The 26,869-nt window shown below is 68.2% G+C and carries 27 protein-coding genes and 1 pseudogene; 11 read left to right on the top strand and 17 right to left on the bottom strand.

What is annotated here, in order from left to right; genetic code table 11:
* Positions 1 to 26: 26 nt before the first annotated feature.
* Positions 27 to 1,247, top strand: coding sequence for a hydroxymethylglutaryl-CoA reductase (NADPH) (gene hmgA, locus CHB65_RS10555; protein WP_089385032.1), 1,221 nt, complete (start codon positions 27 to 29; stop codon positions 1,245 to 1,247).
* A gap of 83 nt (positions 1,248 to 1,330) precedes the next feature.
* On the opposite strand, the gene CHB65_RS10560 is transcribed toward hmgA, so the two are convergent.
* From CHB65_RS10560 to cofH, 3 genes are all read right to left on the bottom strand, one after another.
* Positions 1,331 to 1,708 carry a hypothetical protein gene (locus tag CHB65_RS10560; RefSeq protein ID WP_143420405.1) on the bottom strand — a complete coding sequence of 126 codons (378 nt, stop codon included), beginning with the start codon at positions 1,706 to 1,708 and terminating at the stop codon, positions 1,331 to 1,333.
* A 169-nt stretch (positions 1,709 to 1,877) separates the two neighbouring features.
* On the bottom strand, positions 1,878 to 2,162 hold the full coding sequence (locus CHB65_RS10565) for a DUF2250 domain-containing protein (RefSeq protein ID WP_089385034.1): 285 nt from the start codon (positions 2,160 to 2,162) through the stop codon (positions 1,878 to 1,880).
* Positions 2,163 to 2,358: 196 nt separating this feature from the next.
* A complete protein-coding gene (gene cofH / locus CHB65_RS10575; protein ID WP_089385036.1) occupies positions 2,359 to 3,750 on the bottom strand; it encodes a 7,8-didemethyl-8-hydroxy-5-deazariboflavin synthase subunit CofH in 1,392 nt (463 codons plus the stop codon).
* Between the two features lie 118 nt (positions 3,751 to 3,868).
* On the opposite strand from cofH, the gene CHB65_RS10580 reads away from it, so the two are divergent.
* Entirely contained in the window at positions 3,869 to 4,231 is a 363-nt protein-coding gene (locus tag CHB65_RS10580; protein WP_179213642.1) for a hypothetical protein, read from the top strand.
* A 9-nt stretch (positions 4,232 to 4,240) separates the two neighbouring features.
* Here the strand turns inward: CHB65_RS10580 and CHB65_RS10585 are convergent, their stop codons facing one another.
* Positions 4,241 to 4,624, bottom strand: coding sequence for a hypothetical protein (locus CHB65_RS10585; RefSeq protein ID WP_089385037.1), 384 nt, complete (start codon positions 4,622 to 4,624; stop codon positions 4,241 to 4,243).
* Between the two features lie 89 nt (positions 4,625 to 4,713).
* Positions 4,714 to 6,573, bottom strand: a complete 1,860-nt coding sequence (locus tag CHB65_RS10590; protein ID WP_089385038.1) for an acetyl-CoA carboxylase biotin carboxylase subunit — start codon at positions 6,571 to 6,573, stop codon at positions 4,714 to 4,716.
* A 126-nt stretch (positions 6,574 to 6,699) separates the two neighbouring features.
* On the opposite strand from CHB65_RS10590, the gene CHB65_RS10595 reads away from it, so the two are divergent.
* Both CHB65_RS10595 and CHB65_RS10600 read left to right on the top strand, forming a co-directional pair.
* Positions 6,700 to 7,023: a hypothetical protein gene (locus CHB65_RS10595; protein WP_089385039.1), complete on the top strand. Its 324-nt coding sequence runs from the start codon at positions 6,700 to 6,702 to the stop codon at positions 7,021 to 7,023.
* 83 nt (positions 7,024 to 7,106) lie between these two features.
* Positions 7,107 to 8,228, top strand: coding sequence for a tRNA (guanine(26)-N(2))-dimethyltransferase (locus CHB65_RS10600; protein ID WP_089385040.1), 1,122 nt, complete (start codon positions 7,107 to 7,109; stop codon positions 8,226 to 8,228).
* Between the two features lie 29 nt (positions 8,229 to 8,257).
* On the opposite strand, the gene CHB65_RS10605 is transcribed toward CHB65_RS10600, so the two are convergent.
* Positions 8,258 to 9,397, bottom strand: coding sequence for an outer membrane lipoprotein-sorting protein (locus CHB65_RS10605; RefSeq protein WP_143420406.1), 1,140 nt, complete (start codon positions 9,395 to 9,397; stop codon positions 8,258 to 8,260).
* Between the two features lie 111 nt (positions 9,398 to 9,508).
* Here CHB65_RS10605 and CHB65_RS10610 point away from each other — a divergent pair, with 111 nt between their 5' ends.
* The 3 genes from CHB65_RS10610 to CHB65_RS10620 all read left to right on the top strand — a co-directional run bounded on the left by CHB65_RS10610 (position 9,509) and on the right by CHB65_RS10620 (position 12,772).
* Complete coding sequence (locus tag CHB65_RS10610) at positions 9,509 to 10,285, top strand: HpcH/HpaI aldolase family protein (protein WP_089385068.1); 777 nt, start codon at positions 9,509 to 9,511, stop codon at positions 10,283 to 10,285.
* A gap of 149 nt (positions 10,286 to 10,434) precedes the next feature.
* Positions 10,435 to 11,751, top strand: a complete 1,317-nt coding sequence (locus CHB65_RS10615) for a YhjD/YihY/BrkB family envelope integrity protein (protein ID WP_089385069.1) — start codon at positions 10,435 to 10,437, stop codon at positions 11,749 to 11,751.
* Positions 11,752 to 11,800: 49 nt separating this feature from the next.
* A complete protein-coding gene (locus CHB65_RS10620) occupies positions 11,801 to 12,772 on the top strand; it encodes a phosphatase PAP2 family protein (protein WP_089385042.1) in 972 nt (323 codons plus the stop codon).
* A 33-nt stretch (positions 12,773 to 12,805) separates the two neighbouring features.
* Here CHB65_RS10620 and glnA read toward each other — a convergent pair whose 3' ends face one another.
* On the bottom strand, positions 12,806 to 14,173 hold the full coding sequence (gene glnA / locus CHB65_RS10625; RefSeq protein WP_089385043.1) for a type I glutamate--ammonia ligase: 1,368 nt from the start codon (positions 14,171 to 14,173) through the stop codon (positions 12,806 to 12,808).
* A 126-nt stretch (positions 14,174 to 14,299) separates the two neighbouring features.
* Here glnA and lrp point away from each other — a divergent pair.
* A pseudogene (gene lrp / locus CHB65_RS10630) lies at positions 14,300 to 14,757 on the top strand (HTH-type transcriptional regulator Lrp).
* Between the two features lie 55 nt (positions 14,758 to 14,812).
* Positions 14,813 to 15,385 (top strand): TspO/MBR family protein, encoded by a 573-nt coding sequence (locus tag CHB65_RS10635; protein ID WP_089385044.1) that lies wholly within the window; start codon positions 14,813 to 14,815, stop codon positions 15,383 to 15,385.
* 285 nt (positions 15,386 to 15,670) lie between these two features.
* On the opposite strand, the gene CHB65_RS10640 is transcribed toward CHB65_RS10635, so the two are convergent.
* Positions 15,671 to 16,285, bottom strand: a complete 615-nt coding sequence (locus CHB65_RS10640) for a GNAT family N-acetyltransferase (RefSeq protein WP_089385045.1) — start codon at positions 16,283 to 16,285, stop codon at positions 15,671 to 15,673.
* A gap of 52 nt (positions 16,286 to 16,337) precedes the next feature.
* On the opposite strand from CHB65_RS10640, the gene CHB65_RS10645 reads away from it, so the two are divergent.
* Entirely contained in the window at positions 16,338 to 16,955 is a 618-nt protein-coding gene (locus CHB65_RS10645; protein WP_089385046.1) for a class I SAM-dependent methyltransferase, read from the top strand.
* 41 nt (positions 16,956 to 16,996) lie between these two features.
* Here the strand turns inward: CHB65_RS10645 and CHB65_RS10650 are convergent, their stop codons facing one another.
* Entirely contained in the window at positions 16,997 to 18,469 is a 1,473-nt protein-coding gene (locus tag CHB65_RS10650; RefSeq protein ID WP_089385047.1) for an ATP-binding protein, read from the bottom strand.
* A gap of 117 nt (positions 18,470 to 18,586) precedes the next feature.
* Between CHB65_RS10650 and nasA the strand changes: the two genes are divergently transcribed.
* Positions 18,587 to 20,731, top strand: a complete 2,145-nt coding sequence (gene nasA / locus CHB65_RS10655) for an assimilatory nitrate reductase NasA (protein ID WP_245809954.1) — start codon at positions 18,587 to 18,589, stop codon at positions 20,729 to 20,731.
* A gap of 78 nt (positions 20,732 to 20,809) precedes the next feature.
* On the opposite strand, the gene CHB65_RS10660 is transcribed toward nasA, so the two are convergent.
* The 8 genes from CHB65_RS10660 to cofD all read right to left on the bottom strand — a co-directional run bounded on the left by CHB65_RS10660 (position 20,810) and on the right by cofD (position 26,508).
* Positions 20,810 to 21,076, bottom strand: a complete 267-nt coding sequence (locus CHB65_RS10660) for an elongation factor 1-beta (protein WP_089385048.1) — start codon at positions 21,074 to 21,076, stop codon at positions 20,810 to 20,812.
* A 1-nt stretch (position 21,077) separates the two neighbouring features.
* On the bottom strand, positions 21,078 to 21,257 hold the full coding sequence (locus CHB65_RS10665) for an HVO_2753 family zinc finger protein (RefSeq protein ID WP_089385049.1): 180 nt from the start codon (positions 21,255 to 21,257) through the stop codon (positions 21,078 to 21,080).
* An 81-nt stretch (positions 21,258 to 21,338) separates the two neighbouring features.
* Complete coding sequence (locus CHB65_RS10670; RefSeq protein WP_089385050.1) at positions 21,339 to 22,574, bottom strand: tripartite tricarboxylate transporter permease; 1,236 nt, start codon at positions 22,572 to 22,574, stop codon at positions 21,339 to 21,341.
* Between the two features lie 122 nt (positions 22,575 to 22,696).
* Complete coding sequence (locus CHB65_RS10675) at positions 22,697 to 22,894, bottom strand: 30S ribosomal protein S17e (RefSeq protein ID WP_089385051.1); 198 nt, start codon at positions 22,892 to 22,894, stop codon at positions 22,697 to 22,699.
* Positions 22,895 to 22,980: 86 nt separating this feature from the next.
* A complete protein-coding gene (locus CHB65_RS10680) occupies positions 22,981 to 23,673 on the bottom strand; it encodes a DUF447 domain-containing protein (RefSeq protein WP_089385052.1) in 693 nt (230 codons plus the stop codon).
* On the bottom strand, positions 23,670 to 24,632 hold the full coding sequence (locus CHB65_RS10685) for a triphosphoribosyl-dephospho-CoA synthase (protein ID WP_089385053.1): 963 nt from the start codon (positions 24,630 to 24,632) through the stop codon (positions 23,670 to 23,672). Before CHB65_RS10685 ends, CHB65_RS10680 begins: the two co-directional genes overlap by 4 nt.
* On the bottom strand, positions 24,629 to 25,516 hold the full coding sequence (locus tag CHB65_RS10690; RefSeq protein WP_245809955.1) for a tRNA-dihydrouridine synthase: 888 nt from the start codon (positions 25,514 to 25,516) through the stop codon (positions 24,629 to 24,631). Before CHB65_RS10690 ends, CHB65_RS10685 begins: the two co-directional genes overlap by 4 nt.
* Complete coding sequence (gene cofD / locus CHB65_RS10695; protein ID WP_089385054.1) at positions 25,513 to 26,508, bottom strand: 2-phospho-L-lactate transferase; 996 nt, start codon at positions 26,506 to 26,508, stop codon at positions 25,513 to 25,515. The genes CHB65_RS10690 and cofD overlap by 4 nt, the downstream gene beginning before the upstream one ends.
* Between the last annotated feature and the right edge of the window lie 361 nt (positions 26,509 to 26,869).

The raw sequence follows: 26,869 nt of genomic DNA on the forward strand, positions 1-26,869 counted from the left end.
AGCGCCCGCCGCGAGGAGTCGGGCGCATGACCGAGACCACGGCGGAGGCGCTCGCCGACCGGGTTCGTGCGGGCGAGCTCCGTCTCCACGAGCTCGAGGAACACGCGGCTGCCGACGTGGCCACGGCGGCCCGCCGGCTGCTCGTCGCCGAGACGGTCGACGCCGACGTCGACGTCCTCGGCGAGTATGCCTTCGACGCCGCCGCGGCCGACGCCAACATCGAGAACATGATCGGGGCGGTTCAGGTCCCGCTCGGCGTCGCCGGGCCGGTTGCGGTCGACGGCGACGCGCTCTCCGGGGACCGGTACCTCCCGCTCGCGACGACGGAGGGGGCGCTCGTCGCCTCGATCAATCGCGGCTGTTCGGTGCTCAACGACGCCGGCGGGGCGACCGCGCGGGTGACGAAACGGGGGATGACCCGGGCGCCGGTCTTCCGCGTCGCCGACGTCGCGGCGGCGACCGCACTCGTCGAGTGGGTCGATGACAACATTTCCGAGCTTCGGGCGGCCGCCGAGGCGACGACGAACCACGGCGAACTCGTCGACGTGACGCCGTACGTCGTCGGCAACAACGTCTACCTCCGGTTCCGCTACGACACGAAGGACGCGATGGGGATGAACATGGCCACCATCGCCACCGGCGAGGCCTGTGCGCTGATCGAAGCCGAGACCGACGCCTCGCTCGTCGCGCTCTCGGGCAACCTCTGTTCGGACAAGAAACCCGCCGCGGTCAACGCGGTCGAGGGCCGCGGGCGGTCGGTCTCCGCCGACGTCACGATCCCGCGCGAGATCGTCGAGGAGCGTCTCCATACGACGCCGGCGGCGATCGCCGAGATCAACACGCGAAAGAACCTCGTCGGCTCCGCGAAGGCCGGCTCGCTCGGGTTCAACGCCCACGTCGCCAACGCGGTCGCCGCGATGTTCCTCGCGACCGGCCAGGACGAGGCACAGGTCGTCGAGGGGGCGAACGCGATCACGACCGCGGAGACGACCCCCGAGGGCGACCTCTACTGTTCGGTCTCGCTGGCGAGCCTCGAGGTCGGGACCGTCGGCGGCGGCACTCGGCTGCCGACACAGGCGGCCGGGTTGGAGATCCTCGGCGTCCGTGGCGGCGGCGACCCCGCGGGGACGAACGCCGACGCGCTCGCGGAGGCGATCGCGGTCGGCGCGCTGGCGGGCGAGCTTTCGCTGTTGGCGGCGCTCGGCTCGCGGCACCTCTCCTCGGCTCACGCCGACCTCGGGCGGTGAGACGCGGACGGCGGCCGCGATCGTCATCCACACGAACGCGGCCGCGATAAGCTCCCGACACGGACGGCGACCTCCGGTCGATCCTACGCGGGCGGCCGCCGCCGATCGATCCGCCGTCTCGTGCTGTGGAGGACCCACACCCCGCCGATACCGGCGAGTACCACACCGGCCCAGACGCCGACCCCGTCGCCGGCGACCGCGGCGACGCCGAGCCCGACCCCGGCAAGGCCGTGTGCCCACGCTAGCCCGTCCTTCCGGCCGACGGCGTACCGCACGGCGGCGACGAACAGCACGATCCCACAGCAGAGAGGCAGGAGCCTGACGGCCCCGACCCCAACGGCGGTCCTGACGGCCGGTGTCCCCACGCCGACGGCGAACGCGACGGCAAGCGACATCCCCACGGGTTCGATGGCGAGGGCTCCGCCGAGGGGCCGCCCGCCGCGCCGTCCGGTCGGGGTCATCGACACCGGGATCCATTCGTGGGCGTCCACAAAAGTGTCAGTCAGACGATTGTCGGGTAGGCGTCGGACATCGTGGTTCCGGTCCCGGGACGAGCGGTATTACGCGAACGGGGGTGTCACCCACGCGGGGGCGTTCGGACGGCGACGTTCCGTGGTCGACACCCTGTGATCAGGTCCCATGGAGGGCATCGTGTCCGGGATCGGTGATCCGATAGATGACCTCGCCGCTAACCGGCTCGAGGAACCCCGCCGCGGCCAGCATCGCGATCCGCTTTTCGACGTATGCGACGTGGAGACCGGTGTTGCCCGCCACGAGGGCTGGATAGTCCGGGCCGGCGCGGTCGAGATAGGCGAGAATACGCTCATCGGCTGCGGTGAGGTCCAACCCCGTCACCGCCTCTCCGAGCTCCACCGACCGATCGTCACGTTCGGGCAGGCCGTCCGAGGTCGACATAGATCATGGTAACGTAAAGCACACTCAAGACTGCTTCGACGATTCCGAACGTTCGGGAACGGAAATCGGTTCGCGATCGTTCACGATCCGTTGCCGTTCCTGATCGACCCGTCGGTTCGGTTGCGTTCCGATCGGGTTCGCTCTGGTGGCGTTCCGGCCGGGTTCGCTCTGGTGGCGTTCCGATCGGGTTCGCCTCTTAATCGTCCGCATGCGCGGAGCGCCGGGACCCCGTCCCGTCCTGATCGGCGAGCATGGGTGTTCCGTCGGCACGAGGGCCGAGCATCGGGCCGTGGGGACCGTCATCGGGATCGATCCGCCGCTGGCTTCGGTAGTCCGTCGAGCGTTCGACCGGAACCCGACCGATGGCGGTGATCAGCTCGACGTAGTCGTCGAAGGAGCGATACTCCCCGTACTCGCCGCCGGCCCGGCTGGTGATCTCCTCGGAGAGGATCGTCCCCATGAAGTCGTCCGCGCCGCAGTTGAGCAGCTTGAGCCCGTGTGCGTCGCCGGATTTGACCCACGACGCCTGGATGTGATCGACGTTGTCGAGAAAGAGGCGGGCGACGGCGACGACCAGTTCGTCCTCGTCGCGCGAGGGGCCTCCCTCGACGATCCCCCGGCGGTACAGCGGGGTGTTTCGATGGATGAACGAGAGCGGAACGAACTCGGTTATCCCGCCGGTTCGGTCCTGGAGGTCGCGGATCACGCCCAGATGCTCGGCGCGATGGGCGACCGTCTCGACGTGGCCGTACATCATCGTCGAGGTCACGTCCAACCCGGCGGCGATCGCCCCCTCCATCGCGGCGACCCAGTCATCCGTTCGGATCTTCCCCGGACAGATCACGTCCCGGACCTCGTCGACGAGGATCTCGGCGGCCGTGCCGGGTGCCGAATCGAGCCCCGCGTCGGCGAGTTCGCGGTAGACCTGCTCGTAGCTCCAGTCGGTCCCACGCCGGGCGTGATAGGCCTCCTCCGGCGTCATCGAGTGGAGATGGACGCCGCCGACGGCCATCGCACGCAGCTGTTCGCGGTACGTTCCCGGATCGGTCACGTATCGCTCCGGCGGTTTGTAGTTCACCTCGCTCGCGGGGTCGTCGTGGGCGGCGAGGATCTCGTGGTGTTCGGCGTTCAACGCGAAGGCCGGGTGGAGCCCGGAGACCGAACAGACCTCGTAGATCCCCAACTCGAGCGCCTCCTCGACGATCGCCCGTGACTCCTCGGGCGTCTTCGTGAAACCGGGATGGTCGACGTCGGCGTCGACCTCGAAGGCGTGTGCGGCGTCCTTGAAGTTACAGAAGAGACAGCCCGTGTTGCAGGCGGTCGTCACGTTGTTGTTCAGGTTCGCGACGAAGGTGACCCCCTCGCCGACGGTTTCGGCCCGGCGGCGGTCGGCGGCCTCCAGGACGGCCTCCTTTCGCTCGGGATCGATCCCGTCGGTATCGGTGCCCGTCGCGAGCAGCTCCGTCGCGTCCGCGACGGTGAGCCGGAGGCCGTCACGGGCCTTCGCGAGCGCGTTCTCGAAGGGCTGATCGGTCTCGGGCTCCTCGAACCCGAACCCGTTCCGATCGAACTCACGCGCCGCGGTCATGATCGGAGAGTCCCCGCTCCGGGCTTAAAAACAAGGCGGTCACGTCAACGGTGACCGGCGTTCAGGCGATCCGCATCGTTTAGCCGCTGGGCGCCGAAACTGCCCCCGTACCTTCCCCATGTACCTCTCACATCCGGTTCGGCGGATTCGCGACGACCCGGACCCGGACGCCACCGTCGCGCTCGTGATCGAACTCACCGGGGACGGCGATGCGACCGAACACGATCCGCTCGAATCCCTCTCGGTCGCCGTCGCGGACGACGGTGGCCGGATCGTTCGTGACCTCGGGTTCGACTGTCACCTCGTGGTCGTTCCCGAGCCGACCGTCGAAACCCTCTGTGCGCTCGACGGGATCGAACGGATCGAAACCGACGCGACCGTGTCGCGCTCCTTCGAGACCTCGACGGCGGAACCCGTCGAGGACACCGGCACGACGGCGGAGACGCTCCGGGAGCACGTCGCGGAGCGCTCAGATCGATGACCCGTCCATTTAGGGGGTGGGTGGCATCGTCTCGGCGATCCACGAGGTGGCGGGCTCCGTCCCGTTGAAGGTCTCGACTTCGATCCCGTCGACGTCGACGCTGCGCTCGAGATAGCGACGTTTCGGCCGCTCCGCGACGAGCGCCCACCGATCGATCTCGTGTGCCATCCCCAGCTGTACCGCCCGACGGAGGGCCTCACGGCCGGCATCCGAACACGACCGGCTCGTGTGGACGACCATCACGACGCCATCGATCTCCGTCTCAGTGAAATGTACCCGCAGTCGGTCGACGAGCGCCGAGCCGGCCTTCGGACTGATGACCGTTCCCCGTGCGAACTCGACGACGAGGACGGTACGTTCCGTTCGGAGCGACCATCCGTACTCGTCGTTCATACACGGGGATACCGCGAACGGGTTATAAGCGTTCTCGCTCTTTTTATCAAAGATGATAATTCATGGCGGGGTGGCTGTCAAGCGCGAAGTCACTCGAGGACGACGAGGGGATCGCCCATGTCGACGCTGTCACCCTCGGCGATGTGGACGCTGGTCACGGTGCCGCCGCGTTCGGTCACGATGTCGTTTTCCATCTTCATCGCCTCCAACACGCAGACGACCTCGCCGGCGTCGACCGCCTCGCCCTCCTCGACGGCGACCGAGAGGATCGTCCCCTGCATCTCGGCTTCGACGACCTCGCCGCCCTCGGCCACGTCGACGTCACTGGACCCGCCGCTCCCGCCGCCGTCGGCGCCGTTACCACCGGAACCCGCTGACGGCGGTCTCGAGGGGCCGCCCGACGATGCTGTTCCCGGTGCGGCGATGGGCGGGGCTCCACGCTCCTCGAGGTCGACCTCGAAGCGCTTCCCGTTCACCTCGACCGTGAAGGTTCGCTCCGTGACCGGCTCGTCGTCCTCGCCGGCGTCGGTCTCGCTCCCCCATCGCGCTTGCGCGTCGGCGATCCGGTCGGCATCGAGCTCCTCGTCGAGATATTTGGTCGTGTGCAAGCCGTCGACGAACCGGTCGTCCGAGCACATCAACCGGTGGAAGGGGATGATCGTGACGACGCCCTCCAGATCGTACTCCGCGAGCGCGCGGCGTGAACGGGCGAGACACGCCTCGCGATCCGGTCCCCACACGATCAGCTTCGCGATCATCGAGTCGTAGTCGGTGACGAGTTCGTCGCCCTGCCGGAGGGCGTCGTCGACCCGGACGCCGATGCCACCCGGCGGGTCGTACGTCCCCAGCCGCCCCTCGTTCGCGGGCCGGAAGCTCTCGGCGGCGTTCTCGGCGTTTATCCGGAACTCGATGGCGTGCCCGTCGAGTTCGACGTCCGCCTGGCTCACCGTGAGCCCCTCGCCGGCGGCGATCCGGAGCTGTTCTTTCACGATGTCGATCCCGGTCAGCTCCTCGGTGACGGTGTGTTCGACCTGAATGCGGGTGTTGACCTCGAGGAAGTAGAACGGGGTCTCCGGGCCGAGCGGCTCCGCCGGGTCGCGATCGGGGTCCTCCTCGACGAGGAACTCGACGGTCCCCGCGTTCCGATAGTCGGCAGCCGCGACGCCGCGGCGGGCCGCCTCGCCGATCCGCTCGCGCAACTCGTCCGCAAGCGCCGGCGAGGGTCCCTCCTCGATCACCTTCTGATGGCGTCGCTGCAGCGAACAGTCGCGCTCGCCGAGGTGAACCACCGCCTCGTCGTCGGCGAGGATCTGGACCTCGACGTGTCGCGGGGTTTCGAGGTAGCGTTCGAGGTAGACCGAGTCGTTCGAGAAGTACGCCTCGCCCTCCCGTTTCGCCGAGGCCAGTTTCTCCTCGGCCTCCGCGGCGGACTCGACGACCTTCATGCCGCGGCCGCCGCCGCCGCCCTCGGCTTTGATCGCGACCGGATAGCCGTGCTCCTCGCCGAAGGCGACGACCTCCTCGACGTCGGTCACGGGCTCCGTCGTCCCGGGCACGATCGGGACGTCGGCGTCGTCCATCACGCGACGGGCGTGGGTCTTCTCGCCGAGTCGCTCCATCGATTCGCTCGACGGACCGATCCAGGTGATCCCGGCGGCGGCTTCGACCCGCGCGGCGAAGTCGGCGTTCTCCGCGAGGAAGCCGTAGCCCGGATGGATCGCGTCCGCGTCCGCCTTCCGTGCCGTCTCGACGATCGTCTCGCCGTCGAGATAGGAGTCGGCCGCGCGGGCCGGACCGACGTTGTACGCCTCGTCGGCGTACCTGACGTGCCCCCCGTGTTTGTCGGCCTCGCTGTAGACGGCGACGGTGTCGACCCCGAGTTCCTCGCAGGCGCGCATCACCCGCACCGCGATCTCGCCGCGGTTGGCGACAAGGACCTTCTCGAACATTCTTGACGGTCGTTCACCCAAGAGCTACCTGATTCTGTCGGTCTGGACCGATCGGCGGGAGCCGGCGATCCTGTTCGGACTGCATCTTCGCGAGTATTTAAGGGGGAACGACGACCAGTTTCGTCCATGCTCTCGGCAGGCAACCCATACGTCCTGCCCGCCGTGCTCGTCGCGGCGGCGGCGTACCTCGGATTGACGGTGCTGACCGATCTCTCGATCCTCGTCCGCGTCGGCGTGTTGTTCGGCGTCGGGATCGTGCTCCCGATCGGTTTAAACAAGCTGATCGGCGGGGGGCAGACCGCGACGGCTGACGAGGTGGACGGCGGGACGGATGACGACGAGGCGGCCGGCGGGACGGATGACGACGAGGCGGCCGGCGGGACGGATGACGACGAGGCGGCCGGCGGGACGGATGAAGATGGAACGGACGAGGAGCCGACGAACCGCTGACGCGATCGATTCCATCATCCCGGGTCGCCCGCGCCACATCCGCGAACGCGGCCCTTTTAAGCGACATCGACGAACCCGCATCCATGGAGATCGAGGAGGGCGGCGTCGAGATCACGGTCCCGGAGGCGCGTGACGGCGCGAGCGAGGGTACCGGCGGCGGGGTCTTTTTCAACCCGACACAGGAGTTGAACCGGGACGTCACCGTCGCCACGTTGCGCGCGTATCGCGAGCGGGAGCCGCGTGCCGACACCTACCTCGACGCCATGGCGGCCTCGGGGATCCGTGGCGTCCGCGCCGCCGCGGAAGGGTACGACGTCACCTGCGCCGACGTCGACCCCGACGCGGTCGCGCTCGCGGAGGCGAACCTCGCGGCCAACGACCTCGCCGGCGAGGCGGTTCATCGCGACGTCAACGCCCTGTTATACGACGCCGGTCCGTTCGACGTCGTCGACCTCGACCCGTACGGCACGCCGATGCCCTTCGCGGATCCCGCGTTCGCGAACGCGCGCAACCTCGTCTGTGTCACCGCGACCGACACCGCGCCGCTCTGTGGCGCACACCTCAAAAGCGGGATCCGAAAGTACGGCGCGGTGCCACGTAACACGGACTTCCACCCCGAGATGGGGCTGCGGACGCTGATCTCCGCGCTCGTCCGATCGGCCGCACGGTACGACACGGCCGCCCGCCCGATCCTCTCACACGTCACGCGTCACTACGCGCGTACCTACCTCGAACTCGACTCCGGCGCGCGGGCCGCGGACCGCTGCGTCGACGAACTCGGCTACGTCGACGCCTGCGAGGACTGCCTCTGGCGGGAGGCGACTCACGGCCTGATCGCGGACCCCGTCGAGACCTGTCCCGACTGTGCGGGCGAGCGCGTTCTCACCGCGGGGCCGATCTGGCTCGGAGCCGTCGCCGAGCCTGAGTTCACGCGCGCCGTGTCCGACCACGTCACTGATGATATGGGGCGCGCCGACCGCGCCCGCCGGCTGCTCTCGACGGTCGCTACAGAACTTGACGAGCCGACCCACTACGACCAGCACCGACTATATAAACTGTGGGGCGAACCGGCGATCGGGATGGACGAGTTCATCGACGAACTCCGCGGCGCCGGCTACGAGGCGAGCCGAGCGCACTACCGTGGGACGGCCGTGAAGACGACCGCATCGATCCCCGAGATGCGTGCGGTCGTCGTGGACGACTGAAGGGGGCGGACAGTCGGCGAAACACCGTGTTAGTCCTCCGGGGGCGCACAGTCGATCGACTCGGCGACGGCGATCTGCTCGTCGACGGACGCCGAGCCGCCGACGATGTAGAGGAACTCACCACACTCCCAGTGGACGGCGGTGCCGCCGTGTGTCTCGAGCACCGTCCCCTCCCGTCCATCGATGTCGACGCTCACGCCGACGGGGTCGAATCTGCGTTCGGGCTCGACGGTGACGCTCATCCACTCGTCCTCGTCGGCGTATCTGACCGAGAGCGCGGCGCTCTCCTCGGTCGGGCGAACGCTGGCCTCCCGGAACGTATAGTCATCCGGGAGCGTCGGATCGGGGACGGCGTACGGGACCGCCTCGCCGGCGGCCGTAAGCGAATCGTACTCGTCCCAGGTCGGCGGTTCGCTCACTTCGGCGTCCGCCGGGGGATCGAATTCGAAGACCGAGTCGTCGGGAACGGCCTCGAACTCGACGTGTTCGAACTCCCGGATCAATACGACCGATTCGTCGTCCGCCCCCGTGATCGTCGTCCGCTCCTTAAGTGGATGGGCGTACTCGGCGTCGATCCAGAGACGGTGCTCCGTGACGACGAGCGGTCCATCGATCGTGGCCGCGGCGATCTCGTACTCCGTCTCCCCGACGATCAGTTCCAGTGCGGCCGACGCCTCCGCCTCCGGCGGCGTGAGACGGAGTTCATGCGTCTCACGGTCCAACACCTCCGTCGTGCCGTGATGTTCCACGGTGAACGTCTCGGCCGCGTCCGCGTAGGTGTCGAACTCGATGGCCGGGACGACGATGGAGAGTTCGTCGGTGTCGACCCGCTGGACTTCTTCATCAGCCTCGTCATAGAGCCAACTGACGGTCTCGTTTTCGACGATGGTGGCGTTGCCGTCGCTGCCCTCGATGTGTACCCGTCGTTCGTCCGTTTCCGGACGATCAGTCATCTCGTAGGTCCGCCGATCGACGACCGTGTCGTTGTGTCGGACGACCGTTTGAAGCGTGCCGTCGATCGCGTCGGGATGTTCGTTCACCGTCTCGTTGATCAGCTGATTCGGGTCGTCCTCGGCGCTCTGTGCGGGTTCGAGAAGGTGAAATCCGAATCCTACGCCCGCGAGAAGAGCCACAGTTAGCAGGAGGGCAAACGTGGATCGCTCGATCATCTTTTTGGGGACTATTTTGCCGGGTTTTTGGGAATGGACTTATATATATCGATCCATCCGCCGTCGGCCGGAAGGGTTTCGGTCCGGACCCCCGAGAGGGACGGACGAGACATGCACGAAGGGAACACAGTTTTACAGGCGATCGCTGCCGATCGGCCCGCCTTCGGCGTGGCCGCCGAGACCCGATCCCCGATCGCCGTCGAGACGTTAGGAGCCGTCGGCTTCGATTTCGTCTGGGTCGACCTCGAACACGGCGGTCCGAGTCCGCTCGATGCGCCGGCGCTCGATGAGCTCGTGCGGGCGGCGGCGCTCGCCGGCACGGAGCTCTTCGTTCGGTTGCCCTCCGGCGAGCCCCACGTCATCCGAAAGGCGCTCGATGCCGGCGTCCGGACGCTGCTCGTCCCCCGGGTCGAGACGGCCACCGAGGTCGAACGCGCCGCGCGGGCGACCCGGTACGTCTACGACGGCGAACCGGGCGATCGGGGGATCGGCGACGGGCGTGACACCCGCTGGGGGGCCGACCTCGCGGGAGCGGTCGCCGACGAGGAAGTGTGTCTCGGCGTCATGATCGAGACGGCCGCGGCCGTCGAGCACCTCGAGGCGATCTGTGCGATCCCCGGACTCGACTTCGCGTTCGTCGGACCCGCCGACCTCTCGGTGTCGCTCGGGCATCCACTGGAAACGGACCATCCCGAGGTCCGGGCGGCCGTCTCCACGGTCGAGACGACCGTCGCCGCCTCCGACGTCGCGCTCGGCGGCATTCGGAACGATCCCGAAGCCGCGGCCGCGGCGATCGACGACGGCTATCGCGTGCTCCGCGTCGGCGGTCAACTCGCGGCCGCACGGGAGACCCTCGCGGAGCGACTTGACGCGCTCAGCACGGAGTGAACGCTCGCCGGCCCCCTCGTCTTTTTATACACGCTTTGACGGGGTCCCTCGGTTTTTTATACACGCTTTGACGGGGTCCATCGACCGCGTTAAATTCACTGCGCGCCGTTCCCCGGATCCTTTTGGTCGTCTCGGGCGAATCGCCCATCGTGACCGCCACATCCACGTCGGCGGTGGACGTCGCACGGAGCGTCCTCACCGCCGCACAGGACCAGCAGGTGACGTTTCTCTCCGCGAGCGTCGCCTACTACGCGTTCGTCTCGCTGATCCCCGCCATGCTCCTGCTCGTCGTCGCCGCGAGCACCGTCCTCGGCGACGCGGTCGCCGAACGGATCCTCGTGGCGACCGGCGACTTCCTCACGCCCGCCGGCGAGGAGGCGATCGCGACCGCGGTGGACTCCGCACAGGGACGGGCGGGTGCGACCCTCCTCGGCGTTGTCTTCCTCCTCTGGTCGACGCTCAAGGTGTTCCGTGGGCTCGATACGGCGTTTTTGCAGGTGTACGGCGTCGAGGAATCCGTCTCCTTTCTCGACCAGCTCGTCGACGCGCTCTCGGTCCTCGTCGCCATCGGCGTCGGTATCGGGGTGATGGTGGTCGTCGGGGCGGTCGTCGGCGCGCTCGACGTCATCCCGCTCGTCAGCACGCTGAGCGTGGTGTTGCTCCCGGCGCTCCTCACGGTCGTCTTTCTCCCGATGTACTACCTGCTCCCGTATCCGCAGGTGACGATCCGCGAGGCGCTCCCCGGCGCGGCGTTCGCCGCGACCGGCTGGACCGTGTTGCAGGCGGGCTTTCAGGTGTACGCCGCGACCGCCGGCCAGTATCAGGTCTACGGCGTCATCGGCGGGGTGTTGCTGCTCGTCACGTGGCTGTATATCGCCGCCATCGTCGTCGTGCTCGGTGCCGTGATCAACGTCGTGCTCGCGGAGGGACACGAACCGGAGTTCCTCGAGGATTCGGACGGGCTCCGATCGGGCGCAACTGGGACATCCGACGGACCGGACCGGCAGTTACAACACGGACGCGGTCGAGTATCGGATATGAACGGAGAGTCGGACCGCCCGGACGCGGCGGGCGAGGAGGACCCCCGGGGCGCGCCGGACGTCGCGGCCCTGCAGGCGGAGGTCGAACGGCTCCGCGCGGAGTTCGACGAGTTCGAGGACGACGTTCAGCGCCGAACCGTCGAGCGGCCGGCGCTCGAATCGGAGCTCAAAGCCTACGTTCGCTCCCGTATGCGCCGCGGCCACGCCCGTGGCTGGGGTCCGTATCTCGTGCTCCTCTATGGAACGATCCTCACGCTTGGCGCGTTCACCTATCTCGACGGCATCTACGCCATCGCGGCGATGATCATCCTCGGGCTATCGACGCTCGGGCTCTACACCCTCTTCATCCTCGTCGGTATCGGGCTCAACCTGATCGAGACGCCGATGAAGGCCGTCGATTACGCGCGTAGCCGCCGTGACGACTGAGCCGACGGGATCGACGCACACGAACGCATGACGCTCACGGTAGGTCCCGATGACGCGTGATGTCGGCGAGTTCGCGGTCGTCGAGACGCTTCCAGACGCCCTCATCGTCCTCCTCGCGGCGCTCACCCACCTCGCAGATCCGTGGTTCCTCTTCGGCCTGCTTGCGGCGTTCTACTGGTTCGGCGACGATCGGCTGAGCGCCTCGCCGCGGCGCTCCGGCGCGACCGCCATCGCGTTCGTGACGTGTGCGTACGCCGCGGTCGCGCTCGGCAAGGCCGTCTTCGGGTTTCCCCGGCCACCCGGGGCCGATCCTGCGGCGGTGACTGCCGCGGACATCCCGAACTGGCTCCCCTCGCTTCTCGCGGTGTGGTTTGAGGGACAACTCACGAGCGACGGCTTCGGCTTTCCGAGCGGCCACGCGACCGGTGCAGTCGTCGCGTACGGCAGTCTCGCGCTCCTCGCCGACCGGCTCTGGAGCCGACGTCGGCGGATCGCCCTCGCCACGTTCATCGCGGTCGTCGTGGCCATCTCGCGTGTCGCCATCGAGGTTCACTATCTCGCGGACGTCGCCGCCGGCGGGGTGCTCGGGATCGCCGTGATCGGGAGTGGGTTGTGGCTCGCGGGTGCGTCGGATCGTTTTCGAGCCTCCTGGGTGGGTCGTATCGAGCCGCCGTGGACGGTCCAAACCCCGCCGGAGCCACTGCCGATCTTCCTCCTTGCGGCCGGCGTCTCCCTCCTCGCGGCGGGTGTCGCGGCCGGCGGCGGCCATTCCGGCGAGGTCGTCGAGGCATCGATCGGGATCGGCACGGGCCTCGGCGGAGCGCTCGGCTGGGCGCTCGTCTCCGGGAAGGAGCCGACGGTTCCGCTCGGGATCGCCGTGCCGGCCCTCCTCGTCACCGGCGGCGTCTGGGCCGCGACCTTCGGGCTCGACGCTGGACCCATCCTCGCCGTGCTCGCCACCGGGGTCGCCGTCGCGACGGTCCTCGCGTTGCCGTCGCTCGCGACGTGGGTCGGTGAATAAAAATGCGCGATTCGGTTGTGGTTCGCCGCCCGCTTAGAACGTCTCGAGGTAGCGGTCCTTCTCCCAGTCCGAGACCTGGGTGAGGTATTCGCTGAACTCCTGGCTCTTCGCTTCGGCGAACTTCTCGGAGACGTGTGGGCCGAGCGCGTCGCTGACGACTTCGTCGGCTTCGAGCGCTTCGACGGCCGCGCCGAGGTTCGGCGGCAGCGTCTCGATGCCGTACTCCTCGCGTTTCTCGTCGTCGAACTCGTAGATGTCCTCGCGGACCGGGTCGCCGGGATCGGCGTCCGTCTCGATGCCGTGGAGTCCGGCAGCGATGAGTGCGGCGTATCCGAGGTACGGGTTGCAGGACGGATCGGGGCTGCGAACCTCGAAGCGCGCGGAGATACCGGCGGCATCGGGGACGCGAACGAGCGCCGAGCGGTTCGTATCGGACCACGCGACGTAGATCGGGGCCTCGTAGCCGGGCACCAGCCGCTTGTAGGAGTTCACCGTCGGGTTCGTGACGGCCGTGAACGCCGGCGCGTGGTTCAGGATGCCGCCCATGAACTGGTAGGCCGTCTCGCTCAGGTTGAACTCGTCGGAGTCGTCGGCGAACGCGTTGCCGTCCTCGTCGAACAGCGAGATGTGGCTGTGCATCCCCGAGCCGTTGATCTCCGCGATCGGCTTGGGCATGAACGTCGCGTGCAGGTCGTGCTGGGCCGCAACGGCGCGGACGACGGCGCGGAACGTCGCGATGTTGTCCGCGGTCGTGAGCGCGTCGTCGTACTTGAAGTTGATCTCGTGTTGTCCCTCAGCGACCTCGTGGTGGGAGGCTTCGATCTCGAAGCCCATCTTCTCCAGCGTGAAGATGATCTCCTTGCGCACGTCGCTCGCGAGGTCCTTCGGCGCGAGATCGAAGTAGCCACCGCTGTCGTGGGGGATCGTCGTCGCGTTCCCCTCGTCGTCGGTTTTAAACAGGAAGAACTCCGGCTCCGGGCCGATGGAGACGGAGTAGCCCATCTCCTCGGCTTTCGCGAGGACGCTTTTGAGCACCTGACGTGGACCGCCGACGAACGGCTCGCCGTCCGTATCGACGATATCACAGATCAGCCGGCCTGCGGCCGAGCCGTCCTCGCCGCTGCGCCACGGGAGCACCGCGAACGTCTCGGGGTCGGGGACGAGTCGCATGTCCGACTCCTGGATGCGGACGAACCCCTCGATCGAGGAGCCGTCGAAGTAGATCCCCTCGGTGAACGCCTTCTCGGCCTGATGGGCCGGTACGGAGACGTTCTTTACGACGCCGAGGATGTCGGTAAATTGGAGCCGGAGGAAGTCGACGTTGCGCTCGTCGATCTCGTCGAGTACCGCCTGCTCTTCCTTGCTGAGTCCGCCGTCAGTCAGTGTGTGTTCGTCCGTCATGTTCTGGACGGTTAGTCACTTATCACCCAGTATAAAGGCCTTGTCGCTTGGTGCATGATCCGCCACGGATCGCGCTTCGGTGGACGTTCGTAAAATTCTAATCCCCCCACAACGTGGATGGGTGTAATGACGTACGAAAACCTCGACGCCAAACTCGTAAATTCACTCCTGGGCAACGGCCGCGCCAGCCTCCGCAGCCTCGGTGAGGAGCTCGACGTGTCGGTCACGACGGTCTCGAATCACCTCCGCGACCTCGAAGACGAGGACGTCGTGCGGGGTACACCCCGATCGTCGATTACGACAAACTCGGCTACGACGTGACGGCCGTGCTCCAGTTGAAAGTCGAGGGGAACGCGCTGCCGGAGGTTACGGAGAAGCTTCGGGCGGAAAAACAGATGGTGAGCGTCTACGAGGTCACCGGCGATTACGACGTCATCGCCATCGGGAAGTTCACCGACACCGACGGGATGAACGATCAGATCAAGGCGCTGCTCTCCGATGAGAACATCCGCGAATCGAACACGAGCGTCGTCCTGAACGCCGTCACCGAGAACGAACAGTTCGAACTCGACATCAACGAATAGACGCCTTTCACGCCCCTCGGACTCGTTTTATACTCCGGCGACCGTCCCCACAGCTATGCGAACGGGCACACGCACGGCCGGCCCGATCGAGCGGCGGGAACTCCTCGCGATGATCGCCGCCGCGGTCGCGGTCAACCTCGTCGGCGCGCTCGGCGTTCCCTTCACGGATCCGGGCGGCGCGTGGTTCGCCACGTTGGCGCTTCCCGCCTTCTATCCGCCGAACTGGGCGTTTGGCGTCGTCTGGCCGATCCTGTATGCGCTCATGGGCGTCGCCGCGGTACTCGTCTATCGTGAGGGTCGCGCACGCGACGCGGCTCGTCCGTTGAATGGAGGCGGCCTCCTCCCGGCGAACCGCCCGACGCGCGTCGCGCTCGGGCTCTTCGCCGTGCAGCTCGTCGTCAACGTCGCGTGGTCGCCGGTCTTTTGGGGGCTCCAGCGCCCGGACCTCGGGCTCGGCGTGCTGCTCGCGCTGCTCCCGCTCGTCGTGGCGACCATCGTCGCGTTCGATCGCCTCGACCGACGTGCGGCCGTCTGTCTCGTCCCGTATCTCGCGTGGGTGCTGTTCGCGACCGTGCTCAACTACGGGATCTGGTCGGTAACCGATCCCTGCCTACTTCGCTCGGTCTGACGACCTCGCTCGTTGAGGGAGGGGCTTTGATGTGGGACTCGCCGTCAGTTGTCGCCGGGGAGGAAGGTCGTTCCTCGCCCGTACCGAACGACCTTCGGGGTCGGCGTCCCCACCATTCGGGGCCGGGCTACTGCGGCCCGTGATACCGGCGACTTGTGCGACGGTATCACTGATTATTTGTAGGGCGGCCTCCCGAAAAAGTGTATCGGATAGCGAGTCGGCTGGCAGAAACCACAGTGTCTGTTTCCCATCATGTCGGTTTCCTCCACCTCGAAAGATGCTGAATTAGCCGCGTCCTTCTCCAGGCGGCTCCGCGCCCTCACGCTCGTGCAGGAACGCTTCCACCGCGCCGTCCAGGTCACGCTCGCGAAACCGATCGAGCCCGTCCTGGTACCGCTCGATGTCGTCATGGATCGGCGACGGCGCGTCGATCGGTCGCGACAGCTCCAACTCGGCGATCCCCGTCCGCTCGCCGTCGTAGGCGAAGCCCGATTTATAAAGGGCCTCGTAGGCGAACGGGTTGTTGACGGCGATCCGGACGGTCTCATATCCCCGATCGGCGAGGCGCGGCACGAGCCGGTCGATCAGCCTCGGGCCGTGCCCCTCGCCGCGTCGGGCCCGATGCACGGTGACGTATCGGAGCCGACAGCATCCGGGGTCGGTTCGGTCCGGCGAGAAGGCGACGGCCGCGAGCACGTCCCGGTCGAATTCGTCCGGATCGACGGTCTCGGGCAGCGGTTCGGCCGGCTCCCAGTCGGGGACCGCTCGCGAGCCGTCGACCGTCCGCCAGACCGCCTTCCCGGGCGCGCCGACCACGAACTTCCCGGCGTACGCGAACGCCCGGTAATCCAGCCGGAGGGTGCTCCCCTCGCCCGGCCAGCCGATCACGGCGAACTCCATGTGGCGTCGTAGGACCCCGACACATATCAGTAATCCCGTCGAATCGACGGCTATGTTCGGACCCGGTGACCTCGGTTTCTTCGAGCGGGTCGCCCCGCTGTATGACCTCGTGATGCCCCCCGCGAGCGGGACGGCGCTCGCCGACGGGCTTGCCCACGCGGAGCGACCGATCGAGCGCCTCCTTGACGTTGGCGGCGGCTCCGGCCGCGCCGCGGCGGCCATCACCGGTCCCGAGGTGACCGTCGTCGACGCCTCTCCTCGGATGCTCGGCCGCGCTCGTCGCGTTCGTGGGCTGGACGCGATGGCGGGCGACGCCTCCCGACTTCCGGTCCGCGACGACGCCGTCGACGCCGTGATGATCGTCGACGCCCTCCATCACTTCCCCGACGCCGACGCCACGCTCGCGGAGGTCGCTCGCGTCCTCGCGCCCGGCGGCGTCCTCGTCGTTCGTGAGTTCGATCCGACCCATCCACTGGGGCGGGCGATCGAACTCGGCGAGGAACTGGTCGGGATGCAGTCGACGTTCTTCTCCCCTGACAGGCTCGCGGACGACTTGGCCCCGCACGGTTTCCGGCCGTCCGTGATCGAGCGGGGCTTCGGCTACACGGTCGTCGGCGTGCGGCTGGACGGATCGATGTCGGTCGGATCGATGTCGGTCGGATCGAAGTAGATCGACGTTGATCGACCGGATGCGTGAAAAGTTCCGCCCGCTCAGTCGTCGGCGCGATCCTGTGGCGTCGGCCGGTCGGGATCGTCGTGGCTCCCGTGGTCGTGGTCGCCGTGGGCATGATCGTGGTCGCCGTGGGCATGATCGTGGTCATGGCCATGCTCGCCGTGACCGCCTCCGCCGCGGTCGGAGCCGTTCGTTCCGCCCATGATCTCGGCCCCTTCGCCGTCGATCATGTCCATGTTTTTCAGGTTGTCCCGCTCCTCGAAGTCGGCGACGGCCTCCATCACGTCCTCCTGGGTGATCGTCATCCGATCCTCGGTGAGCGCGCCGAGGACGGCCTCACGAAGCACCATCCGGAGGTCCGATCCGGTCAGCCCGCTCGTCCGGTCGGCGACCTCCTCGGGGTCAAAGTCGGCGATCTCCATCCGCTTCGTGACGACTCGGAGGATGTCGGCGCGCATGTCGCGGTCGGGCTTGGGGAAGTTGACGATCTCGTCGAACCGCCGCCATGCGGCGGCATCGAGCTGATCGGGATGGTTGGTCGCGCCGATCAGTAACACCTCGTCGCGGACGAGCGACACCTCGTCTATCGATTTCAGCAGGGTGTTCACGGCCCGCTTGAGCGCGGCGTGTTCGTCCGAGCGACGGGTCTTCGCGACGGAGTCGAACTCGTCGATGAAGAGGATACACGGCGAGAGCCGCTTTGCGACCTCGAAGCTCTTATCCACGTTCTTCGCCGTCTCGCCGAGGTACTGGCTCGTGATCATCGAGAGTTTCACCTCGACGAACGGGAGGCCGAGTTCGTGGGCGAGCGCCCGCGAGATGGTCGTCTTCCCGGTGCCGGGCGGGCCGACGAAGAGCAGCTTGCCGATCTCACGGAGCCCGATGCTGGCGAGGTGCTCACGGTATTCGATCGCTTTGACGATCTTCTGTATCTCACGCTCCTGATCTCCCGTGAGCACGAGGTCCGCGAGCGTCGTCTCGATCTCCTCGGGCGCTTTGACGTTGACGAGGTCGAGCATCTCGGCGTCCTCCTCCTCGTCGAAATACTGCTCGAGCAGCGCGTCGATCCAGACCCGATCGGCCTGTATGGGGCGGACGTCCGCACGCGCTTGCTCGTGGGTGACGGGAGCCGTGAGGTCATCCGCCGCCTCGAAGGCGGCCACGAGCGTCGGATTGGAGGCGAGTCGCTCGTCCTCGGCGTGTTTTTCGACCCATTCGAGCGCCATCTCCGGTTGTGTGAGCGTGATCTCCCCGGAGAAGTCCGTCCGCTGGGTGAAAAGCAGGTCGGAGACGGCCTCCCAGGGCCGCTCGACTCCCGTCGCGGTGGTGGTCACGCCGTCGGTCGCCTTGAGGGGACGCTCGATCCCGCCGGGCGCGTCCTCGCCCGGCGTTTCGGTCCAGAACACCTGTCTAAACCGTGGCGGGAGGTCGTTCTCGTCGAGGTCGCGGTTCTCGGTGTAGAGGTGGGCGGTTAAGACGAACTCGACCACGTCGAGCGCCGGGTCACTCATCCCCGCGAGGTAGCAGTGGCGCGCGTTTAAGCCCGTCGAAGACGCGGTCGGCGGGTCGATCGCCGACGCGCTCGCCGCGGAACTTTTGCCCGGTGACCGCCACGGGTCGATCATCGAATGACGAGACGTACTGCCTCCCGACTGGACGCACGCGACGGCGTCCGAACGACGTGCATGCGGTGTGCCGTCGGGTGTGGACTCCGCCAGCGCCCCACCGCCGACGGAAACGGCTTGGCGACGGTCCGTGGCGACCCATCACACGTCGTCAGCCGTGGGCAGGCCTGTGCGCGAGGGGTGGACGAAACAGCGGATCCACGCGGTGACCGGCTCACCCGCCCGCTCGTGCGTCGGGGTGGCGACCTCGTCGAAACGACCTGGGACGTCGCGCTCGACCGGGCAATCTCGGGATTCGAGTCGGCGGTCGGTCTCGATGAAGACGCCTCAACCGGGGCCGATCCGGACGCACTCGCGGTTATCGGGAGCGGACAACAGACGAACGAGGCGGCCTACGCGCTCGGGAAGGTCGCCCGCGGCGGCGTCGGGACCGAACGGTACGACGCCAACACCACCCTCTGTATGGCGAGCGCGGTGCGCGCCTACCTCGACGCGTTCGGCAGCGACGCCCCGCCGCCGACCTACGACGACATCCCCGAGGCGGCGGTCCACCTGATCTGGGGCGCGAACCCGGCGGTCGCCCATCCCGTTCTCTTTCGATGGATCGCCGACGCCGCGGCCGAGGCGGGCCGTGAGCTGATCGTCGTCGACCCGGTCGAGACGGCGACGGCGAGGCGGGCGGACCGCCACGTTCGGCCGGCCTTCGGCGGCGATCATGCGCTTGCACGCGCGATCCTCGCGCGACTCGTCGAGGACGACCGCGTCGATCGGGAGTTCATCGACGCGTACACGACCGGTTTCGAGGCGGTTCGTGAGTCGCTTTCGGATCCGGAGTCGGCCGCCGAGGCCGCCGGGGTCGACCTCGAAACGGTTGACCGGCTGGCGGCCGCCTTCGAGCGACGGACGCTCGTCTACTGGGGCATGGGCGTCAACCAGAGCGTGCGTGGGACGGCGACCGCCGGCGCGTTGATCGACTGTTGTCTCGCGACCGGGAACCTCGGTCCGGGCTGCGGGCCGTTTTCGATCACCGGACAGGCGAACTCGATGGGCGCACGCCTCTGTGCGTCCACGGGAACCTGGCCGGGCCATCGCGAGTTCACCGATCCCACCCACCGTCGTGCGGTCGCATCGGCGTGGGACGTGCCCGTCTCACGGCTGCCGGATTCCTCGGGCCCGGGACCGGTCGGGATCCTCTCGCGCCGACCGACGGCGCTCTGGACGGTGGCGACGAACCCGGCGGCGGGCCTTCCGGCGGCCGGCGACGCCCGCGAGGTGCTCTCGGAGACGTTTCTCGTCGTGCAGGACGCTTTCCGAACGGAGACGGTCGAATTCGCGGACGTCGTCCTGCCGGCGGCGACGTGGGGGGAGACGGTGGGAACGACGACGAACATGGAGCGCCGCATCTCGCGGATCCGTGCGGCGACGGACCCGCCGGGGGACGCGCGAACGGACCTCGAGATCATCGTCGCGATCGGCGAGCGGCTCGCGCCCGGGCTGTTCGACGGGACGGGTGCCGACCCGGAAGCCGTCTTCGAGGAACTCACCGCCCTGACCGCGGGGACACCGGCGGACTGCTCGGGCATCACGTATCCGCGGCTGGAGGAGGGTGCGGTCCGCTGGCCGGCGGCCGACCCGGCGGCGGAGGCGGGATACCGCTACCTGGTCGACGCCGAGCCCGAGAGCGATGACGACACCCGCGCGACAGGTCGCTTCGTGTTTCCGACCCCGTCCGGTCAAGCCCGATTTTCGACCCATGCGGCGGCCCCACTTCCGGAGCCGGTCGATGACGCGTACGATCTCCTGTTGACGACCGCCCGGGAGCCGGACGGCTACAACACCGGGATCCGCTCCCGGGACGACGATCCGGACCCACCGCTCGCGCGGATCAATCCTCGAACGGCCGCCGAGAGTCTTGCAGTGGAGGAAGTGGCATCGAACCGCTCCGACGGCTCCCCGATCGACATCGTCTCACGGCGCGGACGTGTTCGAGCGATCCTCGAGCCCGACCCCGCCGTCCCCGAGGGCGCGGTGTGGCTCCCCATCCACCACCCCGCGGCGAACGACCTGACGGTCGATGCGACCGATCCGTTCTCGGACGAGCCGAACTACAAACAGTGTGCGGTTCGTATCGAACGGCCGACATACTGACACACTCGATACGTTCACGTGTACGGATCGCTTTAGCCGACGCTCGGAGCGTGGCGGTTGAGGAAAAACGGTCTCGTTCTACAGCCGGCCGACGTTCTCGACGGCGACGGACTCGACGCCGTCGACCTCCGCGAACGCCTCCTCGACGGCTTCGGTGCCGCCCGCGCCGTCGGGGACGATGACGGTCGGCAACAGCGCGACGAGGCCGAACGCGACGTCCTCTTTTCCGAACCCACGGATCGTCGCGCCCTCTGGCAGCGACGCTGCGAGGCGGTCCTCGAGCTCGTCGAGATCGAGCTCCGGGCTGTTCGGCATGACCTTGATCTTGGCGGCGACGTCCCCCATGTTAGGGCCCCCGGAAGCTGCAGTCGGGACACTCATACAGGTTGCTCTGTTTGCGGCACTTCGAGCACCGGTGGATGGTCGTTCCGCAGTCCGGGCAGGCGAACGTCGCGGCCGTCATGCCGGCCACCTGGATCCCACAGGAGACGCACTTCTTGGCGGCTCCGGATTCACTCTTGCTCATACCCGTTCTCACCGGCGCGTGACTTTTAACCGTTGTTCTTTGCCCGCGCTGCGGCTCGCACGGCGAACACGTGTGTCCGACTCACCAGAGCATCAACGGCCCGATGAGCACGCCCATCAGGTGCACCCGTCGCGCCCCAAACCGCGGCGGCACGAGCCCGAGCAGCGCGGAGACGACGAACACGCCGACGCCGAAGGCCCCCGCGAAGGCGTACGAGAGTCCGACGAGGAGGAGCAGTACCGTCACCGACAGCCGTGTGTAGTCCGCGTTGCCGACGACCCGCAGATACGCGTCGCCGAGGAGCAACACGAGCGTGAATCCACACAGGGCCGCGATGGCGACCGCGACCAACAGGACGGGCATCGCGAGCGGCACCGCCGCACGCTCCACCGCGACGGTCACCCCCGTTCTGGGCGTCCCGAGCGCCGCGAGCGCGAACAGCGCGAAGACGGTATTCGCCGTGTTGGCCCCGCTCGTGGCGACGACGAACCCGCGGTCGGCCTCCCGACGTGGCACGGCCGGAAGCGCCGCGATGGCGGCGATCGCCGCGGAGACGCCGGGGATGTACCCGACGATCGCGCCCGCGATCGATCCGGCGCCCGCCGTCACCCCGAGGTCGCGTTTTCCCATCGTGAGCCGGGCGTCGGACTGTGGCGGCACGCCGTCGCCGCCGATCGCGTCGATCAGCACGGGTGCGCCGAACAGTCCGGTGAAAAGCGGGGCGAGGATCCCGCCGGCATCGAGCGGCGCGTCCGGATCGATATCGAGCGTCGCCATCCCGAGGGCGGCACTCGCGAGGAACGCCGCAAAACCCACGACCGCGCCCCGCCGTGAGGACTCAGTGATGACGAGGAAGACGACGACGCCCGCGAGCAGCCACGGCAGGTTCGCTCTCACCGTTGGATACCAGCGGATCATCGCCCACGTGATCGGGATGGCGAGCGGGACCGCGAGCGCGACCGCGATCCCAGACCCGACCGCCGAGAGCCGAAGCGCCTCGCGGCCGCGACCCGCGACGACCAGCCGATGGCCGGGAAGCGCTGCGACCGCGGTCGCCGCGTCGGGTACGCCGAGCGCGAGCGCCGGGACGATGTCGAGGAAGGAGTGAACCACGCCGGCCGCGAGGATCGCGATCCCGACGAGCAGCGGGTCGGCCGGGATCGACGGGGCGATCCCCGCGAGCAACAGCGCGAAGTTATTGGCGTGGAGCCCCGGAACCAGCCCGCTTATCGTCCCGAGGGCAGCCCCGCCGATGAGGAACGCCAGCGCCTGCAGGGTAAAGCCCGGATCGACGACGGGGTGGACCAGTGCGTCCATCGCGACGAGGTGGCCGCGGCTTCACTCATAAGGTGTACGCCAGCGTAGGTGCTTATAGCGTGTACGGCAGCGTTGGCACTCACAACGTGGACGCCGCGTGGGACGCGATGTGAGAAACGAACTTACGCCGCCTGAGCCGCCTGTGACGCCTTCTTTCGGGTAATGTAGCCGGCGATTCGGTTGCGAACGCCCTTCGATTCGACGGTGGTGAGCGCCGTGACGCTCTCCTTGTTCGTTTCGAAGTCTGTGTTGAACGAGTCCGGATAGCGCTCCAAGAGCACGTTCGCGAGCTGTTTGATGTACTTGGGCTTGATGGCCATACCGAGCGATACCGCCGGGCCGAACTAAAAGGAATCGTTCCCGCGACGGTGCCGTCGTGGCCGTCACTCGGGCCGTTTTGGGAGATTCACCGTCGCGCCCGCCAGTCGGTCACCTCGTCGATCCGGGCGAAGGCCTCACGTTCGCGGGGGCCCCCGCAGCGGTCGACGACGTCCGCGAAGTACGCGAGGCGATCCAGGAGGACATCGGTCGAATACGTCGGGACGTCGAGTCGCGAGGCCGCGACGGTCGCGTCGATCACCGCACCGAATCCACGGTTGATCGTCTGCACATGGGTCCGCTCGACGGCACAGTCGACCGGCTCCAGCATCCACGTCCGGATCGTCGTGTCACCCTCCGTTCGCGCCTCACGCTCTTCGACGCGCACCTCGACCCACGCGTCGGCCGACGGGAGCACGGGCTCGTCGACCTCATGGACGGTTAACGCCGCCTCGACGAAGGTCCGCGGGTCGGTGACGAACTGGACGAACCCACCACCGCGTTCCGTGAAATTCCGCCACGTTCTGGTTCGTCCGTAGGTTCGAGCGGTGACGGGCGGTTCCGTTCCCTCGGCGGCATCGCTCGTCTCGGTCGTCTCACTCGCCGTGTCGGCTCCGCCCGACGCGTCGGATGCGTCCGGCGCGTGGAGCCCAAGCGCGGCGGCGTTCCACCGGCCGTTCGGTCCGAGCGTCGTCACGACGGACTCCGTCACTCCATGCAACTCGACCGGCCAGCCGGAGGGTGATCCGGACGTTCGGTTCCTCCCGTCGTCCCCGCTCATGCCCGAACCTCCAGCCCACGACGAAGCGCGACGTAGAGGCCCGCACAGACGAGGTCCGCGGTCGTACCGGGGTTTATCCCCCCGTCGACGAACGCCTCGGCCAGCGTCGTTGCGGCCGCGAGATCGACGTGGTCCGCGAGCGGGTCGGGGGGGTCAGCCGCCTCGTCGTCCGAGGACGCATCGATCCCCTCGATCACCGAGGCCGCCCGGCGGCTCGTCTCGCGAGCCACGTCGGCGTCATGGTTCGTCGCCACGAGCGTGTCCGGCTCGCGGGCGAGCTGATAGATAAACGCCCGTGCCGCCCGATCCGTCACCGCCCCCTCGTCTGCGAGGATCCGCTCCGCGATCCGGACGGTTCGGGGGAAGCCCTCGACCCACTCCTGAGCGTTGCGATCGGGGATTCCGCCCGGTTCCGCACCGAGTTCCATCACCTCACGGAGCGTTACGCCGCGCTCTCGGAGCGTGGAGGCGGCGCTCCCTCCGCGTCGAACGTCGAGCGCGTCGGCCGCCACCGGTGGGTCGTCGACGGCGACGTCGACGTGTTCGAAGGCGGTATAAAAAGCGACCGCGTCCGCGACGGTCGTCCGTCGCACCACCCGATCGACCGCCTCTGGAGTGACGGTCCCGCTGGGCGCGACGGTGTCGTCGACCGTCGCCGCGAGTAGCGGGGTGAGCAGCAATAGACAGCCGAACTGGGTGTTCGTCCCCGCCCGGTCGGCCATCCCCCGGACTGCCCGCTCGAAGGAAGGACCGAGTGGCTCGCCGCGAGCGGCCGATTCGAGCCCGGCCCGTGCGCCGATCGACCCGCCGAGAAACGATTCGAATCGGAGATCGGTGAGGTCGCGCTCGCGGTCGACGTTTCCGGGCTTCGGGGTCCCTGCGACCTCCAGCAGGAGCGCGAGCGTCGCGTCGTCCACGGGATCACGGCCGTCGGGATCGCCGTTCGGCCGCCCCGTCATCGCGTCCCCCTCGGCGCGTCGGCCTCGCCCGGGAGCCGGCCAGTCCGCCAGTCGGCGATCGCGTCGGCGACCGCACGGATCGCCTCCGGGTCGGCTGGGCGGAACGGCCGCCCGACCCCCGCCGAACGGGTCGGGCGGGCGATGCTCACCGCGTCGGCTCCGTATGCCGCGTACTCGGTGACCGTCCGGCGGTCACGGACCCCGTTGTTGGCGACGAGGGTGAGCCCGAGGTCCTCGCCGTCGATCGCCTCCCGCAACTCGGCGATGGTGGCTTCGGAGTCCATCGCGTCGACGTGGATCCAGTCGGCACCGGCCCGCGCGATCGTCCGCGCGACGGCGACGAGGTCGACGCCGGACACCTCCGCGCGCACCTTGACGCTCGTCGTCGCGCCCGTGTCGGTGGCTGCCTTGACGTGTTCGTGAAGCCGTTCGTCGTCGCGGAGGAGCGACTCCCCGCACCCGGCAGCCCGAAGCTCCGGCTGTCGGCAGTGGGCGTTCACCTCACAGATCGCTCCATGGGCGGCACAGACGGCGGCGGCCTCACGGATCGGCGCCGGCGTGGCGCTTCGGAGGTTGAATCCGGGGCGGGGGGTCGTGTCTTCCCCTCGTTCGTCCCGTCCCCCGGCCACCGCCGAGAGCTGCTCGTCGATGAACCGGATCGGCGAGTCGGGGAGGAACTCGTTTCTGTCGCGTGCGACGAGTTCCTCGGCCGCACCTCTGCTTTTGGCGTCGAGCGCGATCCCGCCGAGGATCGCGACGTCGACGTGGGGTGCGAGCCCGCGGGCCCACGCCGCGTCCGACTCGCCGCTGAGGCTGGCGGCCACGAGGAACGGGGTTGGCGGGGTGGAATCGTGCATGCGACCGCCGCCAGCGTCCGCGCTCATGCGACCGCCTCCAGCGCCCGATCGCAGGCACGGGCGACGCGCTCGGCGTCGTCGGGACCGTCGATCCGCGTGTCGGTTCGCTCGACGTGGCGGGCGAGGTCGGTCGGATCCGACTCGTCGAGGACGAACGCGTCCGCGAACGGGTACGCCTCGGCGACGCCCGCCGTCGACGGCTCGTAGCCGACGCCCTCCATCAACTCTGCGGCGGGTCCCGAAAAGACCCGATCGCCGACGAACGGCGAAACCGCGACGACCGGGGTGGCCTCCAGCGCAGCCTCGAATCCCGGAAGCGCGAGCATCGGGCCGATGCTCGTCACGGGGTTTGACGGGCCGATCACGACCGGGTTCACCAAGGCCTCCCGGACCGCCTCGGTCGGCTCCGCACGCTCCGCGCCGCGGAACTCCACGTCGTCGACGGCGGGCTCGGCCCGCCGGGCGACCCAGTACTCCTGAAAGTGGATCGTCCCGCCCGCCTCGGTGTGGATGAGCGTGGCGACGGGATCGTCGGACATCGGGAGGAGCGTATAGTCGAGTCCGAACGCCCGCGCGAGCGTCCGGGTGACGGCCGTGAGCGTGTGGCCCTCATCGAGGAGGCCGGTTCGGGTGAGGTGGACCGCGCGGTCGCGGTCGCCGATCTCCATGAACTCGGCGACGCCCGAGAATCGTCGCCAGCGGGCGATCTCCCGGCCCGACGTTTGGGCTGCCTCGTCGAGATAGCGGGGACCACTCTCCAAGCCTGCAGCCTCCGCAAGTCGCGAGAGCTCCGTGTGCGTCTCCGTGGTGTCGCCGTCGATCCCCCACCACCGGTCGCGGTCGAGGACGTCGCCGCCGGCGAAGAGGACGGTGTCGACGTCCGGGCAGACGAGGTGGCCGGCCAGCTCGACGTCGTCGCCGGTGTTGGCGACGACGGTCAGCTCGTCGGCCGGATACAGGCGCGCCGCGCCGTCGAGCAGCTTCGGCGTTCCCGTTCCCCCCGCAAGGAACGTGATCATGGAGAATGAAAAGCGACCCCGGGGTTTGTATCCTCGGCTCCGTGTCGGCGAGCGTTTATATACGCAGGTTCGCCCCGATCGCCCCGACCACGACCGCCGGCGCGCCCGCTCGGGCCTTTTCAAAGGTCCGAGCGGAGCGCGAGGGAGGGTGGCTGCGGCCGCGGGATTGCACCGCGGCCGCAGACGCCCGAGGCTGGGGAGGCGTGAGGCTCGCGCTGACCCGTGGTCGTTTCGCGATGGGGGGCCTCTCCGGCGACGGTATTTATATACCGGCCTCGGCGATCGGTGATCCCAATCTCCGGGACACAGCGACCAGCAGCAGTGTTTGACATCCTCCGCCTCGATCCGCCGCTCCCTGATC

Source organism: Halorubrum vacuolatum (genome assembly GCF_900188065.1).
GTDB lineage: Archaea > Halobacteriota > Halobacteria > Halobacteriales > Haloferacaceae > Halorubrum > Halorubrum vacuolatum.

Coding starts and splice junctions, on each gene's coding strand:
- CHB65_RS10580 (WP_179213642.1), top strand. CDS start 3,869: ATGTACCTCTCACATCCGGTTCGGCGGATTCGCGACGACCCGGACCCG.
- cofH (WP_089385036.1), bottom strand. CDS start 3,750: ATGACCGCGGCGCGTGAGTTCGATCGGAACGGGTTCGGGTTCGAGGAG.
- CHB65_RS10690 (WP_245809955.1), bottom strand. CDS start 25,516: ATGAGCGCGGACGCTGGCGGCGGTCGCATGCACGATTCCACCCCGCCA.
- CHB65_RS10680 (WP_089385052.1), bottom strand. CDS start 23,673: ATGAGCGGGGACGACGGGAGGAACCGAACGTCCGGATCACCCTCCGGC.
- CHB65_RS10685 (WP_089385053.1), bottom strand. CDS start 24,632: ATGACGGGGCGGCCGAACGGCGATCCCGACGGCCGTGATCCCGTGGAC.
- cofD (WP_089385054.1), bottom strand. CDS start 26,508: ATGATCACGTTCCTTGCGGGGGGAACGGGAACGCCGAAGCTGCTCGAC.
- CHB65_RS10635 (WP_089385044.1), top strand. CDS start 14,813: ATGCGAACGGGCACACGCACGGCCGGCCCGATCGAGCGGCGGGAACTC.
- glnA (WP_089385043.1), bottom strand. CDS start 14,173: ATGACGGACGAACACACACTGACTGACGGCGGACTCAGCAAGGAAGAG.
- CHB65_RS10620 (WP_089385042.1), top strand. CDS start 11,801: ATGACGCGTGATGTCGGCGAGTTCGCGGTCGTCGAGACGCTTCCAGAC.
- CHB65_RS10645 (WP_089385046.1), top strand. CDS start 16,338: ATGTTCGGACCCGGTGACCTCGGTTTCTTCGAGCGGGTCGCCCCGCTG.
- CHB65_RS10585 (WP_089385037.1), bottom strand. CDS start 4,624: ATGAACGACGAGTACGGATGGTCGCTCCGAACGGAACGTACCGTCCTC.
- CHB65_RS10610 (WP_089385068.1), top strand. CDS start 9,509: ATGCACGAAGGGAACACAGTTTTACAGGCGATCGCTGCCGATCGGCCC.
- CHB65_RS10590 (WP_089385038.1), bottom strand. CDS start 6,573: ATGTTCGAGAAGGTCCTTGTCGCCAACCGCGGCGAGATCGCGGTGCGG.
- CHB65_RS10560 (WP_143420405.1), bottom strand. CDS start 1,708: ATGACCCCGACCGGACGGCGCGGCGGGCGGCCCCTCGGCGGAGCCCTC.
- hmgA (WP_089385032.1), top strand. CDS start 27: ATGACCGAGACCACGGCGGAGGCGCTCGCCGACCGGGTTCGTGCGGGC.
- CHB65_RS10595 (WP_089385039.1), top strand. CDS start 6,700: ATGCTCTCGGCAGGCAACCCATACGTCCTGCCCGCCGTGCTCGTCGCG.
- CHB65_RS10675 (WP_089385051.1), bottom strand. CDS start 22,894: ATGGCCATCAAGCCCAAGTACATCAAACAGCTCGCGAACGTGCTCTTG.
- CHB65_RS10640 (WP_089385045.1), bottom strand. CDS start 16,285: ATGGAGTTCGCCGTGATCGGCTGGCCGGGCGAGGGGAGCACCCTCCGG.
- CHB65_RS10605 (WP_143420406.1), bottom strand. CDS start 9,397: ATGATCGAGCGATCCACGTTTGCCCTCCTGCTAACTGTGGCTCTTCTC.
- CHB65_RS10565 (WP_089385034.1), bottom strand. CDS start 2,162: ATGTCGACCTCGGACGGCCTGCCCGAACGTGACGATCGGTCGGTGGAG.
- nasA (WP_245809954.1), top strand. CDS start 18,587: ATGACGAGACGTACTGCCTCCCGACTGGACGCACGCGACGGCGTCCGA.
- CHB65_RS10600 (WP_089385040.1), top strand. CDS start 7,107: ATGGAGATCGAGGAGGGCGGCGTCGAGATCACGGTCCCGGAGGCGCGT.
- CHB65_RS10670 (WP_089385050.1), bottom strand. CDS start 22,574: ATGGACGCACTGGTCCACCCCGTCGTCGATCCGGGCTTTACCCTGCAG.
- CHB65_RS10660 (WP_089385048.1), bottom strand. CDS start 21,076: ATGGGGGACGTCGCCGCCAAGATCAAGGTCATGCCGAACAGCCCGGAG.
- CHB65_RS10650 (WP_089385047.1), bottom strand. CDS start 18,469: ATGAGTGACCCGGCGCTCGACGTGGTCGAGTTCGTCTTAACCGCCCAC.
- CHB65_RS10665 (WP_089385049.1), bottom strand. CDS start 21,257: ATGAGCAAGAGTGAATCCGGAGCCGCCAAGAAGTGCGTCTCCTGTGGG.